At 50.9% G+C, this 19,097-nt stretch carries 8 protein-coding genes; all 8 read left to right on the top strand.

The genetic code is table 11. The features are described from left to right. Window positions 1-207: 207 nt before the first annotated feature. The 8 genes from ABEA66_RS33865 to ABEA66_RS33830 are packed head-to-tail and all read left to right on the top strand — an operon-like array spanning window position 208 to window position 19,092. Window positions 208-3,276 carry a glycoside hydrolase family 2 protein gene (locus tag ABEA66_RS33865; protein WP_345594608.1) on the top strand — a complete coding sequence of 1,023 codons (3,069 nt, stop codon included), beginning with the start codon at window positions 208-210 and terminating at the stop codon, window positions 3,274-3,276. Then, window positions 3,273-5,363 (top strand): hypothetical protein, encoded by a 2,091-nt coding sequence (locus tag ABEA66_RS33860; RefSeq protein ID WP_345594606.1) that lies wholly within the window; start codon window positions 3,273-3,275, stop codon window positions 5,361-5,363. The genes ABEA66_RS33865 and ABEA66_RS33860 overlap by 4 nt, the downstream gene beginning before the upstream one ends. Window positions 5,364-5,385: 22 nt before the next feature. Beyond that, a complete protein-coding gene (locus ABEA66_RS33855) occupies window positions 5,386-8,562 on the top strand; it encodes a glycoside hydrolase family 2 TIM barrel-domain containing protein (RefSeq protein WP_345594604.1) in 3,177 nt (1,058 codons plus the stop codon). After that, on the top strand, window positions 8,559-10,613 hold the full coding sequence (locus ABEA66_RS33850; RefSeq protein WP_345594602.1) for a beta-galactosidase: 2,055 nt from the start codon (window positions 8,559-8,561) through the stop codon (window positions 10,611-10,613). Before ABEA66_RS33855 ends, ABEA66_RS33850 begins: the two co-directional genes overlap by 4 nt. A gap of 45 nt (window positions 10,614-10,658) precedes the next feature. Continuing rightward, window positions 10,659-13,808: a glycosyl hydrolase gene (locus ABEA66_RS33845; RefSeq protein ID WP_345594600.1), complete on the top strand. Its 3,150-nt coding sequence runs from the start codon at window positions 10,659-10,661 to the stop codon at window positions 13,806-13,808. A gap of 18 nt (window positions 13,809-13,826) precedes the next feature. Next, window positions 13,827-15,959 carry a YIP1 family protein gene (locus tag ABEA66_RS33840; protein WP_345594598.1) on the top strand — a complete coding sequence of 711 codons (2,133 nt, stop codon included), beginning with the start codon at window positions 13,827-13,829 and terminating at the stop codon, window positions 15,957-15,959. Continuing rightward, on the top strand, window positions 15,956-18,229 hold the full coding sequence (locus ABEA66_RS33835) for a DUF5696 domain-containing protein (RefSeq protein ID WP_345594596.1): 2,274 nt from the start codon (window positions 15,956-15,958) through the stop codon (window positions 18,227-18,229). The genes ABEA66_RS33840 and ABEA66_RS33835 overlap by 4 nt, the downstream gene beginning before the upstream one ends. Continuing rightward, a complete protein-coding gene (locus ABEA66_RS33830) occupies window positions 18,226-19,092 on the top strand; it encodes a carbohydrate ABC transporter permease (protein WP_079909234.1) in 867 nt (288 codons plus the stop codon). The genes ABEA66_RS33835 and ABEA66_RS33830 overlap by 4 nt, the downstream gene beginning before the upstream one ends. The last annotated feature ends 5 nt before the right edge of the window (window positions 19,093-19,097 follow it).

Raw genomic sequence — 19,097 nt, 5'->3', positions numbered from 1 at the left:
AAGTTAGTTTTGCTTCGCAAAACTCAAAGCAAAGGCTTACGAAGTTAGTTTTGCTACCGCAAAACTTTAAGCAAAGGCTTACGAAGTTAGTTTTGCTTCGCAAAACTCAAAGCAAAGGCTTACGAAGTTAGTTTTGCTTCGCAAAACTCTAAGCAAAGGCTTACGAAGTTAGTTTTGCTGCCGCAAAACTTTAAGGAGGAAAGTCATTTGGATCAGACCAAGCATCTGGATCCGTTTGCGGAAATCGCTTTCCGCGAACATCCCGGTAATAAAGATGAGCTGCGAGAAATTCCTCCTGTTGCCTACGAGAAAACTTATTTTGCCCAAAGTACGGATACGGCGAAGGAAGTCACCGTCCTGTCCTACGATACGCTCGTTTCCGTATTTCAGCATGAGCTGCAGCTGCTTCGAATGAAATATCGGCCTTATATGCGAAATTTGGCCCCGGCCCCCAGCTTGAACCGTCCTATACAGTCCTGCAGCCGGTTTCAATTCCGATATCAGACGGCAGAGGATGCGGATTTTTCGCGCGTGCTGGAAGGACTTGGCGAATGGGAGACGGTCACGGTTCCTGATTTCCGCGGACCTACAGGAGAGAACGGCAGGTGGACCGGATTTTACCGCCATGAATTTACCTACACTCCGGCACGTGACGGGAAAAGAGTCTATCTTGTGTTTAAAGGAGTCGATTACAAAGCGACGGTTTATCTCAACCGCAAATGCCTTGGCAGTCATGAAGGTTTTTTCGCTCCATTTGAGTTTGATGTGACGGATGCGCTGCAGGACAACAACGTTCTCGTAGTGGAGGTTCATAACGATTATCCCATGATGGGGGTAGGCGGCACGAGGCTTGACGGCGATAAAATGTATGCGGCTACGGGTCCCGGGTGGGACGATCCGTATACCGGCTGGAATCATTGTCCGCCTGGCGCAGGTATCTATAATGCAGTGTACTTGGAGCAGCGCAACGACCTTTTTATACAAGATATATTTATACGTCCCAACATCGATGAAGCTTACATTGAAGTGTGGATCGATGCTAATAATACGACGAATCAGCTTATGGAAAACTTTGAATTGCAGCTGGAGATTATCCCGAAAAACTTTGCAGCTCAAGGGATTGGCACGATCCCATTCCAAGTGGCCTATGCGGGACCCGGAATGAATTATTTCCGCTACAAGGTGGACTTTCCTTCATTTCGTCTTTGGGAGCCGGATACTCCGTTCTTATACATAGCTCGTGTGGAAGTAAAAAAAGAATCCGCCTGCGTCGACAGCAAGGACTGCACATTCGGCATGCGGAAGTTCCATATGGATGAACAGCAGACCCCGAAAGGAACACTATATCTGAATAATCAGCCGGTGGTGCTGCGTGGCGCTAACGAAATGGGTCATTTGCAGCAATGCGTGATGCAGAATAACTTTGAGCAGCTGATTGACGATATTCTGATTGCCAAAGCCGCGAATATGAATTTTTACCGCATTACCCAGAGACCGGTTCAGGAAGAAATCTACGATTACTTCGACATGCTGGGCATGATGCATCAATGTGATCTGCCGACATTCGGCTTTATTCGCCGCAATCAATTTGTTGAGGGAGTCCGGCAAGCCGCGGAAATGGAACGGTTGATCCGAAGTCATCCTTCGTCCGTAATGGTGTCGTTGATCAATGAGCCTTCCCGTACGGAAAAAAGACGCAAGGGGCACCGTCATTTGCATCGAAATGAGCTGGAAGCCTTTTTCGTTGCCGCAAGGCAAGCGATCTATGTCGAAAATCCGGACCGGGTCGTTAAAAACGCCGATGGCGATTATAATCCTCCTACCCGAGAGGGACTTCCGGATTTTCATTGCTACACGATGTGGTATACAAACAATGGCATTTCCTTAGGCAAACTGCACAAAGGATTTCTGCCTCCGATCCGGGAGGGCTGGAAAGCGGGCTGCGGCGAGTATGGAACCGAAGGGCTGGACAACGCCCAACTGATGATGACCCGTTATCCGAAGGAGTGGGTTCCAAAGGACGTTAATGAACGATGGATGCCGAGCGCTATCAAAGGGGCCCAAACCTTCAACATGCACGGAGATTGGTATGCGGAGCAGCAAAACCTGGAGGGTTGGATTCAAGCCAGCCAGCAGCACCAATGCCTGGCAACCAAGCTGATGACGGATGCCTGGCGCAGAAGGACCGATCTTGTTGTTTCTACTGCTATTCATTTGTTGATCGACGCGTGGCCCGCCGGGTGGATGAAAGCGCTGGTCGGTGCGGATCGGATACCTAAGCCTGCTTATTTTACCTACAAACAGTGTTTGGAACCGGTTCGTGTCCACTTGCGCTCCGACCGATGGAAGGTATACGAGGGAGAAACGATGGAGGTAGAGGCATGGCTGCTGAACGACAAGGCCAAGACATACGATAACGTACGCATTATCGCGACACTGAGGGACGAGACAAGGGATTACGGAAGCTTCGAAATGAACGGTGTCCTTCACGAGACATCCTCCCGGTACGCAGGTACGGTCCGATTCTCGGTACCTGCCGTTGAAGACAGGCAGACCTTTTACCTGGATGCTTGCCTGCTGGATGGGGAGGGCAGCGAGCTGAATTCGGAGAGATTCGCTTTTGAGGCTTTTGCCAAGAGGAAGCGTTTTCCAAAGCATCAGGAGAAGCTGGTGAAAGCCGCGTTCGCCGATGCGGAGTCCGAGCTTTTATGCTCGCTGCTGGAGATTGATGGAATCGCCTATAATCCGGCCGATACAAGTATGAATTCCATTATCGTATCAAACAGGGATGCCTTTTTACGACATCGGTCCTCCATCCAGGATAAAGTGAAGCAAGGGGCTACGGCCATGTTCATTCTGGGAAGACCGGCATCCAGCACGGATAGCCCTGTATGGGAAATGGACGGCATGGAAGTGAAAACCGCCAAGCTGAAGGAAACGTATACTCTGGCCATTCAAAGTGAAGCGCCATGCTTGCGATCGGCCAAACCGGACGATTTCTCCTATTTCTATCATCTGAAAAACGACCAAATTGACTTTATAGCGAATTGTCATCTGTTAGGAGATGAATTGGAGCCCCTCGTGTTTGCCTATCATGCCAATGGGGACCCGACCGGCAAGCGGAAGCTGCCCCTTGTGGGGGTGAAGAAAGTAGGCAAGGGTCAGATCTACTTCGTCTGCCTGCCTTTGGCGGGGCGAGTGGGATTCAATCCGACCTTGGACCGGCTGCTGTTATCGATATTGGAAGGAACTGAAGGAGGGGGAACGGGTGCATGAAACGGTATGTCATAGTCAGCTCGGATCAAAGTAAGCAAGCGGAAATTGTGGAGGATCAGAATGTCATCAAGCTAAAGCTAAGAAGCGCGTGGGAGCAATCTCCTCATTTTACCGGAGATCTGGATGAAATGCTGAGCTATTCGGTCGGAAGACCGTGGCATACGAATTGTACCCGGCTAGCGGACCTGCACATTGCGGCAGACAGCGAGTCGATCCGCATTCAAGGCAGGCTGGAAGCGCTTGGGGTTACGCTGGTATTGGCTTTCAATGGGCATCAAGTTCTGACCTTGAAGGTTCAGTGGGCTAATCTTACCGAGCAGGCGCTGCAGGAGGCTGCCGTAGGTCTGCTGCTTCCCATGGAAAGAAGAAGCAAGGAAATGGTTACGATTCCTCACATGATCTATAATAACAATCCTTCGTCAGATCCGGACCGCGTGGTTCCCAGGCTCGGTGTAGGGCCTGGCAAAGGCTTCATTTGCGAGGAGCATCGGCTGCCGATCCCTAGCGTGAATGTGGAATGGGGCAACGAATACGGTAAGCAGAGATACTTATCCCTCTATTCAATGCCGGCCTATGTGGAGGCATCCGACGGCACCGTACATTACGGTTCTCTCGGAGTGATTCAGGAGGATCTGCGGCTCGTGATAGCAGCCATGTCCGGTGTGCTCATGTTCAATGGGGATAAGGATATCGTCTATGTAGGCAAAAACAAAACAAAGCCGTACGACGGCGGGTATCTGGATTTTGCGCCGGGCTTTATTCTGGAAAAAGAGTACGCGCTGGATTGGGGAGAGGTCGACCATCCCGGGAGGGCATTCCGCAAAGTGGTGCATACAGGATTACAGCTATTCGATCCGATCGGTGAAATGCCGATTTCAGCCGAACAGATGATAGAGCTGAAGACGCATGCGCTGGATGATAGATGGAGGACAAACGAACAAGGAGCGGCGGGGTACATTAAGTTCACCGATTCCAACTCCTTTGGCAACGTTTCCAAGCATCCTCTCCATTATATGTACGGCTGGACAGGACAATGCTTGAAGCTGGCATGGTGCGACGCCCGGCTAGGCTTTGACCATGATCAGGTGGAGAGGATCTCTCGCTGCGTGCAGGCTGTGAACTTTTACGTTGACGGGAGCCGTACGGACGTCTCCGGCGTGAGACACAGCTCGTATCGCCTCATGGAAGGAGTATGGGATGATTTCAGCTGGAATCAGCAGCCTGTTATGTCCAGCAGAGCCTATGGCGAAACGGCGGCCGACCTGGCCGATATTATCCTTTTGTTCAAGGAGCATGGCAGGGAAGTTCCGGCAGCTTGGGTAGAGGCGTTAAAGGAAATGAGCGATTTTATCGCCGGAGGAACACTTCCTTCAGGCATCATCCCGGCGGCATGGCATATGGACGGAAGTCCAGTAGATGAGATGATCACTGCGGCAGGCTTGCCATGCTTGATCGCCATCGTGAAAGCCTGTCTTGTAACCGGTGATACCGAATATTTGGAACAGGCCGAAGCCATGATGCAAACCTATTACGACCTGCATGCCAGGACGTTCGAAAGGCCATTTGCGCGTTCAACCCTGGACGCGAAGTGTGAGGACAAGGAAGCGGGAATGTACTTCTTCCTGGCCGCTTATGAATTATGGGCAATGACAGGCAAGGAGCACTACGAAGAATGGGCAGAGTTATCGGCAGATTGGCTGCTGACTTATGTCTACCTGTGGAATCCGGCCTACGATAAAGGCTCGAAGTTCAGAGAGGAAGGGTTCAGTGCCGTCGGTTGGCCCGGGGTGAGCGTGCAAAATCATCATCTGGACGTCTTCTTCCCAACTTATGAATTTCATCGGTTCGGTCAACGATCCGGCAAGCCGATGTACGAGCGGTTGGGACAAATGATCTTCAGCGCCATGGGACAGGGCATATGCAGGGAACCTGGGGATTGGAACTTTACCGTCGTGGGCGAGCAGGGGGAAGGATTTTTTCAAACCAACTGGAATCATCGAGGGCACAGCAACAAATGGAACCCGTCATGGGTCATCGCACTGGTGTTACAAAACGCATTGCGTTTCCGGCAAAACGGGAAAAGATAGAGAAGGAACGGGGGAAGACGACGTGAACGTGAATAATCAAGCAATCCCTGATTGGCGAAATAGGGAGGTTCTCGGAAGGAATACGGAGCCTCCCCATGCAGGCTTCATTCCATATGCCGATGCAGAGACAGCACTGGATAACGAACGGGCAGCTTCACCTTATTATCAGTCGCTAAACGGTAATTGGGCATTCAAGTATTCGGACAACGCTGCAGATGTGCCGGATAAATTCTATGAGCCCGGCTTTACGGCAGACGATTGGGATACGATACCGGTGCCAAGCAACTGGCAGCTTCACGGATACGGCCGTCCGCATTATTCCAGCAGTTATTATCCGTTTCCGATCGATCCGCCCCATGTGCCGGCTGACAATCCGGCAGGCTGCTACCGCAGAAGCTTTTTCGTTCCGGATTCATGGAAGGACCGGCAGCTGTATCTGGTCTTTGAAGGGGTTGACTCGGCTTTTCATGTGTGGGTGAACGGGAAGCTGGCAGGCTACGGACAGGGTGCACATCTCGAGTCGGAATTTCGCATTACTGCGCTGATTCAGCCAGGGGCTAACACGATTGCCGTACAGGTGTATCAATGGTGTGACGGCAGTTATCTGGAGGATCAGGATAAGTGGCGGTTAAGCGGGATGTTTCGCGATGTATATTTGAAAGCCGTACCGTCCGTCCATATTCGGGATGTCGCGATACAAACGCGATTTACCGATCCGGCTAAGGTAGATGCGGAGCTATCCGTTCGTCTCCAAGTAAAAAATATTGAGGATGTCCCTGCTAACGGTTTACATCGAATCAAGCTGACGCTTTTGGACGGCAGCCGACAGACCGTCTGCAATCAAGTGTATCCCGTTCAGGCTTTGAACGGCGGAGAGGAACAAACCGTGGATGGAATGATTCCCGTCGCGGCTCCCCTGCAATGGACGGCGGAAACGCCCAACTTGTATTTTCTGCTTGTGCAGCTCGAGGATGAACAGGGACAAGTTCTGGAGACGGGTAGCGTGACCGTCGGCTTTCGAGATATTGCGATTCAGGATGGCCAGATCCTTGTTAATGGAAGACCGGTCATATTAAAAGGGGTTAACCGTAACGAATTCCATCCGGAGCTCGGATTTACTACACCTATCGAATCGATGATTGAAGATATCCGCTTGATGAAGCAGCATAATATGAACACAGTTCGGCTATCCCATTATCCGAATGACAAGCGATGGCTTGACTTGTGTGACCGCTATGGACTGTATGTGATTGATGAAGCGGATTTGGAAACTCACGGATGCCATTTTATCGGCAATGAAAGCTATTTGGCGGAGGACCCCGCATGGGAGCGTTCCTTCCTCGATCGAGTTCAGCGGATGGTAGAGCAGGATAAGAATCACCCTTCCATCATTATCTGGTCGCTGGGAAATGAATCCGGCTACGGCCGCAATCATGATGTTATGGCAAGATGGGTCCGCGAAACGGATTCGACCCGGCCGATTCATTACGAACGTGCCAAGGATGCGCCCGTCGTTGATATTGTCAGCTGCATGTACCCTTCGTTGGATGCATTGATCGAGGAGGGAAAGAAGGAAGACGACAGGCCCTTTCTTATGTGCGAGTTTGCCCATGCGATGGGCAATTCGGTAGGGAACCTGCAGGAATATTGGGATGCGGTGTATAGTTACCGTCGGTTGGCCGGCGGACTGATCTGGGAGTGGGCCGATCACGGGCTGCTGCAGAAAACCGATTCCGGCGAAGCTTGGTACGCTTACGGAGGAGACTTCAACGACCATCCTCACAGCGGACATTTTTGTATTGACGGGCTGCTTTTCCCTGACAGGAAAAAGAAGGCTTCCATATTAGAAGTCAAAAAGGTTATGGAACCAGTGAAGATAGAAGCGGTCGATGTAGGGTCAGGGATCGTCCGCATTCACAATCGTTATGATTTCTTATCCTTGGAGCATCTTACAGGCACCTGGTTCCTGTATCGGGACGGGGACATCGTCGGGCAAGGCGAGCTTCCCGAGATGGAGCTTGCAGCCGGAGAACAAGCGTCGGTTTTCATCCCTTGGAATGTAAACCATAAGCTGCAAAGCGGCGAGTATTGGCTGCATCTCCGTTTTACGTTGAGGGAGGAAGCGCTCTGGGCTCCTCAAGGGCATGAAGTAGCCTGGGCTGATTTGAAGATTTTCGAAGCCCAAGCCGGGCAGCCGGTTTCTTACCAGCCAATAGCTTCGATGCCGTCACTGAGAACAATGGAAACGGATACGTTTCTTCATATACAAGGTGTAGATTTTTCTTTGAAAATAGACAAATCCCGCGGGCTGCTGTCTGCGTTCTCATATAACGATGTACCTCTATTGGCCTCAGGTCCAAAGGTTCAACTATGGAGGGCTGCTATAGACAACGATTCCCGGCAATCGAAGGAATGGAAGAAGGCCGGCTATGATGCGCTGCAGCAGCGGGTAACGGAGGTTACCGTACGTCCCCTTGTTTCTCGGGCGCTGCTGGTTGAAGTGAAGAGCACCCTTGGAGCAGCCGGGTTGCCGGCTTGCTTCACGGTATTTATGACATATACGGTGTATGGCAGCGGAGATGTTGTCATTACGACTTGCGTCGAACCACGGGAAGGACTGGAGCTTCCTCCTCTGCCCAAGCTTGGATTGGAGATGGTCATGCCGGAAGGCTTCGAGCAGTTTTCCTGGTTTGGACTCGGGCCTCACGAATGCTATGAAGACCGTAAGGAAAGCGGAAGGCTCGGTGTGTACAGCGGTAAGGTGGAGGATCAATTCGTGCCGTACATCAAGCCTCAGGAGAACGGCAACAAGGCGGATGTTCGCTGGGCAGCCCTGACCAATCTTCGCGGGATCGGGTTATGGATTGGAGGCATGCCGACGTTGAATGTAGGCGCGAGCCATTACTCCACCGAGAATTTGAGCAAAGCCAAGCATACGTACGATTTGGTCCGGTTAAAGGAAACCGTCGTTCACATGGATTGCAGGCAAGCACCGATCGGTAATCACAGCTGTGGGGAAGCCCCTCCGCTCGATAAGCACTTGGTAAAGCCGGTGAAGACTACATTTACCGTAAGGTTAAAGCCTTTTTCCAACAGGGATCGCACACCGATGAAGCTGGGCAAGCATCAGCCAGAGCCGGTGGCAAGCGGGACCGAGCATTATGATGAAGCTGGTAACAGACTGGAGGTGAGCCCATGAGGGCATCTGGATTTCCCAAAATTATGTACGGCGGGGACTACAACCCGGAGCAATTCCCCCGAGACATATGGGATGAGGATATGAGGCTGTTCCAAATGGCCGGCATCGATATAGCTACATTAAACGTGTTCTCCTGGTCATTAAACCAGCCGGATGAGAATACCTACCGGTTCGATTGGCTGGACGACATGATGGATAAGCTGCACGCAAACGGGGTGCGGGTTTGCTTGGGTACGAGTACGGCGGCGCATCCGGCATGGATGGCCAGGAAGTACCCGGACGTCCTGACCGTCACCGGCGATGGCAAGAAAAGAAAATACGGCAGGCGGCATAATTCCTGTCCGAGCAGTCCGACCTTCCGCCATTATGCCGGAATCATGGCAGGCAAACTGGCCGAACGGTACAAGGACCATCCGGCTTTGCTGCTGTGGCATGTGAACAACGAGATCGGCATCCGATGCCACTGCGATAATTGTGAGCAGGCCTTCAGGCAGTGGCTGAAGCGGCGTTACGGTTCGTTAGAGAAGCTGAATCAGGCTTGGTATACCAAGTTCTGGGGGCATACCTTCTATGATTGGGAGGAGATTGTCATCCCAAGCGGCCTTAGCGAGGGGTTATCAGGAGGAAATTCCGATCAGACGGCTTTTCAAGGCATCACTCTCGATTTCTTCCGATTCAATTCGGACAGCTGGCTTGAGTGCTATCTCATTGAATACCGTGCGATTAAAGAAATCATCCCGGATGCCATCGTGACGACTAATTTTCAAGGGAACGGGACTTATAAGCCTTTGGATTATTTTAAATGGGCGCCGTACCTGGATATAGCAGCTCTGGATATCTACCCGGAAAATCACACGCCGGAAAGCTATATGGCACTAAGATACGATCTGATGCGCGGTATCAAGGACGGAGCCCCCTTTATGCTGATGGAACAAAGTCCAAGCGTGATCAATTGGAAATCGGTCAATCCGATGAAACGGCCCGGCGTGATGCGGATTAGAAGCTATCAGGCCATCTCCCGCGGAGCGGAGTCGATCATGTTCTTCCAGCTGCGCCGTTCTCTGGGCGCCTATGAGAAATTTCACGGAGCAGTTATCGATCATGCCGGGCATGAGAACACTCGGGTGTTTAGAGAATGCGCACAGCTAGGAAGCGAGCTGAAGGAGCTCGGCAGCTTGCTGCTTCATTCGCAGACCAGGAGCCGCATCGGGATCTTATTTGATTGGGAGAATTGGTGGGCGGTTGAACTTGGCGGCGGCCCTTCGGCTTACATGAAATATTTGGATCAAATTCAAAAATATTATGATGCGCTGTATGTCAACCATTACTCGGTTGATTTGCTTCATGTGAATTCCGATTTTGACGCCTACGACATCTTATTGGCTCCAATGCTTTATATGGTAAAGCCAGGGCTGGCGGAGAAGCTTGAGAAGTATGTCGAGAACGGCGGAACTTGGGTCACGACGTTTTACAGCGGAATCGTCAATGAAAGCGATCTGGTTACTCCAGGCGGGTATCCGGGTGAGCTCCGCAAGCTGCTGGGCATCTGGGTAGAGGAGATCGACGCGATGTTTCCCGATCAACGCAATACGATGCTCATGCAGCAAAAGCTCGGTCCCCTCGAAGATGCGTACGAATGCGGACTCGTATGTGAAGTCGTTCATCCGGAAGGAGCGGATACGATGGCCGTATTCGGGAGCGATTTTTACAAGGGATCACCGGCTTTGACGAGGAACCGTTACGGCAAAGGGGTAGCCTGGTATGCGGCAACGGACCCGAGCCGCGAATTCATGGAAATATGGTTGAAGCAGCTATGCGACAGCAAAGGAATCGAACCTATAGCCGCCGCGCCGCCGGGAATCGAGGTTACCTGCCGTGAGAAAGGCGGCAGCCGCTTTACCTTCATTATGAATCATAGCGATGAACGATTATCCATACATACGGGAGAACAGGAACAGAAGGAGCTTCTGACCGGAATCTCCGTCCAAGGGGAAGTTCAGCTTGAGCCGAAGCAAGTGATGATCCTGCACAGTCATGGCGCGGCAAATTAATTGCCGGCTTTAGGGGACAGTTTTTGCATAAGGAGGTCCTTTGCGATGAACGCACTGGGAAGATTACGACAACAATTTGATCAACCGTCTGTCGAGCATAGATCGGCCCCTTTCTGGGCCTGGAACGACGATTTGGATGCAGAGGAGCTTGCGCGCCAAGTCGGCCAAATGAAGGAACAGGGAATGGGCGGCTTCTTCATCCATTCCCGCGACGGCTTGGAAACCGATTATATGGGGCCGGCATGGATGGATTGTGTGCGCCGAACGGTCGATACTGCAGCCGAGCTCGGCATGCAGGTCTGGTTGTACGATGAAGACCGTTGGCCCTCCGGGTTCGCCGGAGGCCTCGTTCAGGCGAGAGGCGGTGACGCTTTCCGCGCCAAAGGGCTCACGATGGAAGTGGTGCGGAAGGGGGCACCTAACGATAACGGTAACTATGCCGATGCGGTTGCTCTTTTCCAGGCGGTCATCGACGAGAGGCAGTTGCTCCGCTGTACGAAACTGCGCCTGGATGAGCCGTATGACCTGAGGGAAGATGAAGTGCTTCTTGTATTCCGCGTAGAAATATCCGAGCGAAGCGAGTGGTTCAATAACGAAGCGCCGCCGGATCATCTGAATCCGGACACGGTTCGCTGTTTCCTGGATATCACTTACGAAGCCTACAAACGGGAAGTAGGAGATCACTTCGGCACAACCATTCGTGGAGTGTTCACTGATGAGCCGAGCGTGCATGACCGTCATTGCAAATTTACGGAAGGGCGGGGATGGCTCCCATGGAGCTGGTCGTTCCCTGAGTTTTTTCAGGAACGGCGTGGGTACGATCTGATGGACCTCATTCCCTATATGTACTTCGACGGAGATTATTCCGCTCAAGCCCGTCATGATTATTGGAGGACGCTGACCGAAAGATTCAGCGAATCCTACTCGAAGCAGCTCGGAGAATGGTGTGGGGATCATGGCATTGCCTTCACCGGCCATTATTTATGGGAGAACAACATGGGAACCGCTACAAGGGTATGTGGAGCCGTTATGCCGAACTACCGGTTTCAACAAGTACCGGGAATCGATATGCTGAACGAGCAGACAAAGGAATATATCACGGTCAAGCAATGCACCAGCGTCGCCAACCAATACGGACGTAAGTATGTCTTAACGGAGACCTATGGCTGTACCGGATGGGGGTTTACCTTCGAAGGGCAGAAATGGATCGGTGATTTTCAATATGTACTCGGTGTCAACGTCAGGTCGCAGCATTTGGCACTGTATTCGATCAAAGGATGCAGAAAAAGGGACTACCCGCCAGTCTTTAACTACAATACATCCTGGTGGAAGTACAACCACGTAGTAGAAGATTATTTTGCCCGTTTATCCGCTGTGCTGACCGAGGGGAGACCTGTTCGCGATATCCTGGTGCTGCATCCTTCATCCACAGCATGGAGTATGGTCGGTACAGGACCATACGGGTTTCCGGCGAGGGGGAAGGATAAGGATGTTTCCGCCGTCAACCATTATGGGCATGAGTTCAACGAGTTTCTCGGCGGCTTGCTTAAAGCCCATTATGATTTTGATATCGGAGACGAAATCATAATGGCTGAAACCGGGAAGCTCATAGAGAACAAGCTTGCCGTGAATTTGGCGGAATACAGCATCGTCGTCATTCCTCCCATCCGGACGATGCTGGAGAGCACGTTTCAATTGCTGGCCGATTTCTTGAATGCAGGCGGAAACATCATAGCTGCAGGACCGCCTCCGTTCATGATCGAAGGTCGGCAGGCAACCGATAGGCTGACTAACCTCTACCGTCACGAAAACATGAGCATTGTTCAGGATATTCGAGAAACGGTGGAAGCGCTGGAGAGAATAGCCCCAAGAAGAGTGAGCATCATTAACAAGCAGTCGGAAGAGGCGCCTGAAATGCTGTATATGCTGCGTGAACTGTTCGACGGGGAAGGCCGGGTCTTGTTTATCGTGAATAATGATCGTGACCACTCCCATCAGGTGACAGTCACCCTGGAAGGAAACGGAACGGTTGAGGAATGGTGTGCTCTTACCGGGGTGAAGAAGGCTGTTGCTCCCATTCAGGTAAATGAAAGCTGCATTAGCTTCGAAGCCTGCTTTGGCCCTGCGGATTCCAAGCTTTACGTGTTCTCTTGTAACGAACACCGATCTGAAGAAAAGATACTGCAAGCCATACAGGATAAGGTTGAGCCTAAAGAAGAAGTCACTGTGGAGCTTGATACTCCGCACGCGTTTTCCCGCACCCTGCCGAACATACTGACCTTGGATAGATGCTCGTACCGTATGGGAGACGCTGGCTGGTCGGAGGCTGTTGATGTTTGGAAAGCCCAAAGGGCTGTTCGGGAAGCACTTGGCATGAAGCAGGTGTACGGGAACGGAATTGAACAGCGTTATAAGTGGATTTACGAAAACCATCCAATGAATGGAGTCCCGGTTGAGTTCAAGTTTGCCTTTGATGTCACTGAATTACCCGTAGGGGATGTGTTCCTGATTATTGAATCAGCCGAGTATTACGACATAAGTCTCAACGGGAAGAAGGTAAACCCGGCTTCAAGCGGATGGTTTCTGGATCGCTCCTTCGACAAGGTGCGCCTGCCAGGTTTGAAACTAGGAAGCAATGAACTCATCCTCTCCTGTAAGTATCACCTGTGGATGGAGGTTGAGGATATTTATTTAGCTGGTGATTTCGGGGTCGACAAGGAACGCAGAATCACCTCGGAGCCCGAGGTTCTGGCTTTGGGAGACTGGTGTGCACAAGGCTATTACCATTACTGCGGCAGTATGATCTACCACTTTGATGTGGATATCAGGAAGGATAACAAGGCATGGAGGACGGAGCTCGAGCTGGGTGATTATTCGGCTGTTACAGTGGAAGTAAGGGTCAACGGGGAGACGGCCGGCCATATCCCTTGGAGAGCCGCTAATCGTCTGGACCTGACGCCGCTGCTAACCCCGGGGGTGAATCGGGTAGAGATCGAGGTCATGAGCAGTCCGCGCAACATGCTGGGACCGTTTCATGCGGCTTCGGGCGACCCTTCGACAACCAGCTGGGCCTCCTTCCGGAAGGAAGGCAGCGATTATACGCCAGAGTACAATGTGAGGCCTTATGGGTTGCTCGGACCCGTTAGGCTGCATCGGAAGGTCATTCCCGACGAACAGGGTCTAGACGAACAATGAGGTAAAGGAGGTTTGAGCATGAAAGCGAGATGCTATAGGTGGAGGCTGCTTCTGTCCTTGATCATCTTATGTACCGCGCTGCTTCCCGCAACAGCGGAGGCGGCCGTCAAATATTCCACGTTTACGAAGGATAACAATCAGAATCTGATATGGCTTCAACCGGCGTACTATCCTATTGGAGTTATCGGGCAGAATTTGTTCGTGACCGACCCTAATAATCCTGGGGCCAAGATCAAATCAACCATGCAGACGCCGAAAGATATTTTTATCGATGCGAAGGACGAAATCTATATTGCCGATACGGGCAACAACCGCGTTGTGCATATGGATGAAAAGGGGCAGCTGATTCGTTATATCAGCGTACCGGAGAGCCCGCTTGTCAAGCCGGAAGGCGTATTCGTAACGGCGGATGGGGATATCTATATTGCCGACACAGGCAATAAAAGAGTCGTCTCCCTGGACGCGAACGGCAAGCTGAAAAAGGAATTTAAACGTCCGGATTCCCGATTTATTCCGGACACGTTCGTTTTCGATCCCTCGAAAGTCATGGTCGATGAGCGCGGCTTTCTCTACATAGCCGTTCACGGCGGATATGAAGGCTTGGTGCTGCTCGACTCGATGGGGAAATTTCAAGGCTTTTTCGGAGCGAACAAGACGGTGATTTCTGCGTTGGACGCTATGAAGCGCTGGCTGTACACGAAGGAGATGTATGCTAACGAGGTGGCCAAAAAGCCGGAGACGATCAACAGTGTCGCTACGGATAAAAACGGTTATATCTATACGGTGACGGGCGGAACGGTCAAGTCGGATCAGCTGAAAAAACTGAATATCAAGGGCGAGAATCTGCTGCGCAGCTCCCAGAAATCGTTCGGTGAATACCGGGCTATGGATGCGGCCATGCTTCCTGCGTCCAAAGGCTTCGTCAATACGCCTCAATTAACGGATGTGGCCGTCGACCAGGTTGGCAATATGATTGTCATCGACCAGCAGTTCAAGTATATCAGCCATTATGATGCTTCCGGCAATCTGCTCTATTTCTGGGGAGGCCCTTCGGCTGTCGGCTCCTCGCAGGTCGGTCTTTTGAAAAGTCCCGTAGCGCTTGACGTCAACTCAAGAAATGAGCTGTTCGTCCTGGACGACCAAGAAAATATCGTGCAGATGTTCCGTTTATCCGAATTCGGGCAAAAGGTGAACCAGGCGAATCAGCAAACCCTTGCCGGATATTATGAAGCCAGCGAGAAGCCGTGGCAGGACGTACTACGCATGAATGCGCAATTTACTCCGGCCATTCTAGGGTTGGCCAAGGCCGCCTATAAAAAGGAACGCTTCGAGGAAGCGAGAGACTTATTTAAGGAAGCGGGCGACCATGAGGGATACTCGGAAGCCTTTTGGCAAATCAGAATGAGATTTTTCCAGAAATATTTCTCCTGGATCGCAAGCATCGTGTTCTTCGGTGCTATCCTGATATTCGTTACCGACAAGCTGACGGCCAAGAGCAAGCTTCGCAGCAAATGGCGCGGCAGACGAAGATCCCAGAATTCTTTTATTCTGAACCTGAAGCATGCCATGTATATCTTGAAGCATCCGGTCGATGGCTTTACTGCGGTCCGCTATGAGGGAAAGGGCAGCTATATAGCGGCTGTTCTAATCCTGCTCGGCGTGTACGCGGCTCTTGTCTTCAAGGAATATTTCACGAGCTTTTCATTTAATATGGCGACCCGAGTTGATGTGTACTCGATCTTCACGCAGTTTTTTATTGTATGGATTACATGGATCATCGCCAATTATCTCGTCAGCTCAATTTATCGGGGAGAAGGACGCTTCCGGGATATCTTTATCGGCAGTGCCTATGCGCTGGTGCCCTACATTATCATTGGAATCCCTCTGGCCTTCCTATCGAATGTGATGACTTTATCCGAGTCCTCGATATATAACTTTATCGCTGAGGGGACCGTGGTCTGGATCGGATTGCTGATGTTCTGGAAAATTCAGTGGGTTCATAACTACACGGTTGGGGAATGTGTTCTTAATATTTTTCTGACCCTGTGTACAATGATCGTAATCGGGGTCCTGATTTTTGTGACAACCGGTTTGACGAACGATTTGGTTTCCTTATTCTATGAAATGGTTCAGGAGGCGATCTTGAGATGACAGGGCTACTGAGCAAAGTCAATAAATCTACTGCGATCGTGACGATCCTGATCTTGGCCGCCGTCCTGATTTTTGTTACCAATGCGAAATTTGAATTTCGTGCGGAGAAAAAGGGGGTTGCCGCCCTTCCGCAGCAGGAGAGCCAAGCGCCAGCACAAAAGGGTGCACCCTCCCAGCTGCCCAAAGACAGTGATTTCAAGAGCATTGCGGACACTGATATTCTCCGGTTAAAGGTGGATGATACGACAGGACATTTCCAGGTGGAGGACAAACGCAACGGCAATGTGTACCGGTCCTACCCGAATCCGGAATTCTGGGCGCAGGAGAAGATTTCGGAGAACTGGAAGAAGCATTTGGCTTCACCGCTGATGGTCCAGTATGTTGATTTTTCCAAGAGCATTCTGCAGCCGAAGGAAACAAATTTGGGGGCTGAAGGCGGAAAGGTGAAAGAGGTCAAGACGATTCCTGGGGGATTCTCCTTGACCTATGAATTACCCGAAACGGGCTTCACCATTCCCATTGAAGTGAAAATCGAGCAGGACTACATCGAGACGAAAATTGTCAGAGAAGGCATCAAGGAATCAAAGATGGGTCTTGTCTGGGTAAGGCTGTTTCCGTTCTTCGGCGCCGAGTATTCGACGGGCCAGGACGGATATATGTTTATACCGGACGGGGCAGGCGCATTAATCCGATTCAAGGATAACCAGCTGAATGTTAATAAGCTGTATGATGAAAGCGTATTCGGCCCTGACAATACTTTTACAGGGTTAAGCAATAACCGCAATAAAATCATCATGCCTGTATTCGGGATGAAAACTGGCTCCAAAGGATTTCTGGCCGTCCTGCAGGACGGTGAGGAATACGCGAATATTGTGGCAGCCCCATCCGGTGTCCTAAGTAATTACAACTGGGTCACCACAACGATGAACTTCCGATCAAGCTTCCTTCAGTTTACGAGCCGGAATTCGCCGGATGAGTGGGGATTTGTTGATTATAACAAAAATGAACTGTTCGGCAGCGACCGCATCGTTCGTTATTACATTCTGGATCGGCAGCAGACGGATTATGTGGGGATGGCGCAAAAATATCGCGAGTATTTGATGAAAGACAAAGGGGTACAGCGCTACGAGGCGAAAAACACGAATATTCCGATGCATGTAGATGTCATTGGAGGCGACAGTGAGAAAGGAGTTTTCACAGACCGCTATATTAACCTGACTAATACGGAAGACGTCAACCAAATGATCAATTCCTTATCTGACAAGGGCGTCGGCAATATGTCGATTACGTATATGGGCTGGCAGCAGAACGGTTACAGCTCATTCGGTCAATCACTGCCCGCAGATAAGCGGATCGGCGGTGATAAAGGGATGAAGTCGCTTATCGATAACGCGCACAGCAAAGGCTTTCCCGTGTATCTGGACACCGAATACGGCCTGAATAACACGGGGGCCGGGGGATTCGAGGAAAAATTCAACGCCGTTGTCAATCTTGCCGGCCGCAAGCTTGCCGTGAATACATTGTACAACAACTCGCGGGTACCGGTAGTTAGTGACAAGTTCGTGGAAGAGATGGTCAAGAAGGATTTAAGCAAATACAAGGAGCTCGGAGTAGACGGACTTGCCGTTAACCGGCTGGGGCAGAGACTGTTCAGCGATTATAATACTTCGTTCGGATCCCCGCGGGATGAAGCCAGAGACATTCAAGAACGTATCCTGAAAAACATCAAGGATGTGCTGGGGGGCGTAAAGGGGAATAAGTCCAGCTTTTTCGTGCTGCCGGAAGTGAATCATATTCAAAATCTGGTCTACGATCATTCCTATGATTTATTTACGGATGATGCGGTTCCTTTTGCCCAGATTGCTGCGCACGGTTTAATCACTTACTCGTCGGAATATGCGAATAACCGGCAGGAAGATGTCAATGATTTCTTAAGGGACATCGAGTATGGTGCGGTGCCGTCCTTCATCTTTAGCCGGGCGGAGACCAAGGAGTTCGTGAACGCTTACGGCATCCGGTACTATAATACCCATTTCACCGATTGGGAGAAAATTGCCGTCGAACAGTACCGGCAGTACAACGATGCGCTGGGAGATGTGCAGAATCAGTTCATCGTGAATCACAAAACGCTGGCTCCTAACATCAAGGAGACGACCTATTCGAACGGAAAACGCATCATCGTCAACTACAGCAGGGATTCCTACCAGGCCGGAAGCACGGTGGTGCCGGCGCAAAGCTTTGCCGTTATTCGAGGGGGGGATAAAGGATGAAAACCAAGCTGCGCTTACGGGCATCCCTGCTCGAGTATGTAGAGGGATCGATTTTCATTGCTCCATGGTTCTTTGGCTTTCTGGTCTTCATGGCGTTTCCATTGGGGTACTCTCTATTTATGAGCTTTCAGAAGGTGACGATCACCGCCACCAAAACGACGACGCAGTTCATCGGTCTTACTCATTACCGGTACATCCTGTTCGAGAACGGTGATATGCTGTATAACCAGCTTTTGCCTTTTCTAAGGCAAGCGCTCTTTATGATTCCGATTATCGTCATCTTCGCGCTCCTGATTGCGATCATATTGAACCAAAAGTTTGCGGGACGGACGTTGTTCCGCGCCGTGTTCTTCCTTCCGGTCATCCTGTCCACAGGCGAAGTGGTCAAGGAGTTTCTAACCCAAGGGGAGGGCGACCTTGGATTCATGTCCAAGTACAACGTATCCGGTCTCATTAAAGCCAACTTGTCGGCTACATGGTCGGGGCCCCTGATCGGCGTTCTGGATTCCTTCGTCTTGATTTTGTGGTATTCCGGGGTTCAAATTCTGATCTTTCTGGGAGGAAGGCAAACCATTTCGAACTCGGCTTATGAAGCGGCGAGGATTGACGGCGCAGGGCCTTGGGAGACCTTCTGGAAAATTACACTTCCAGCGATGACTCCGTTTATCTTTTTGAATATGATCTATACGGTGGTCGATTTGTTCACTTTCCCGACCAACCCGATTTTGACGAGAGTCAGGGACAGCGAGTACGGTCAGTACAGCGCGTTGATTTGGATTTATTTCCTCATCATCAGCTTTTTCCTGGCGATTATCTTCTATATTTTCAATAAGGCGACCAAGTCACAGAGGGATGCTGCATAAAACCG

The organism is Paenibacillus vulneris (assembly GCF_039543185.1).
Lineage (GTDB): Bacteria > Bacillota > Bacilli > Paenibacillales > NBRC-103111 > Paenibacillus_S > Paenibacillus_S vulneris.
The sequence above is the reverse complement of the archived record's forward strand: the minus strand, read 5'-3'. Positions and strand labels throughout refer to the sequence as shown.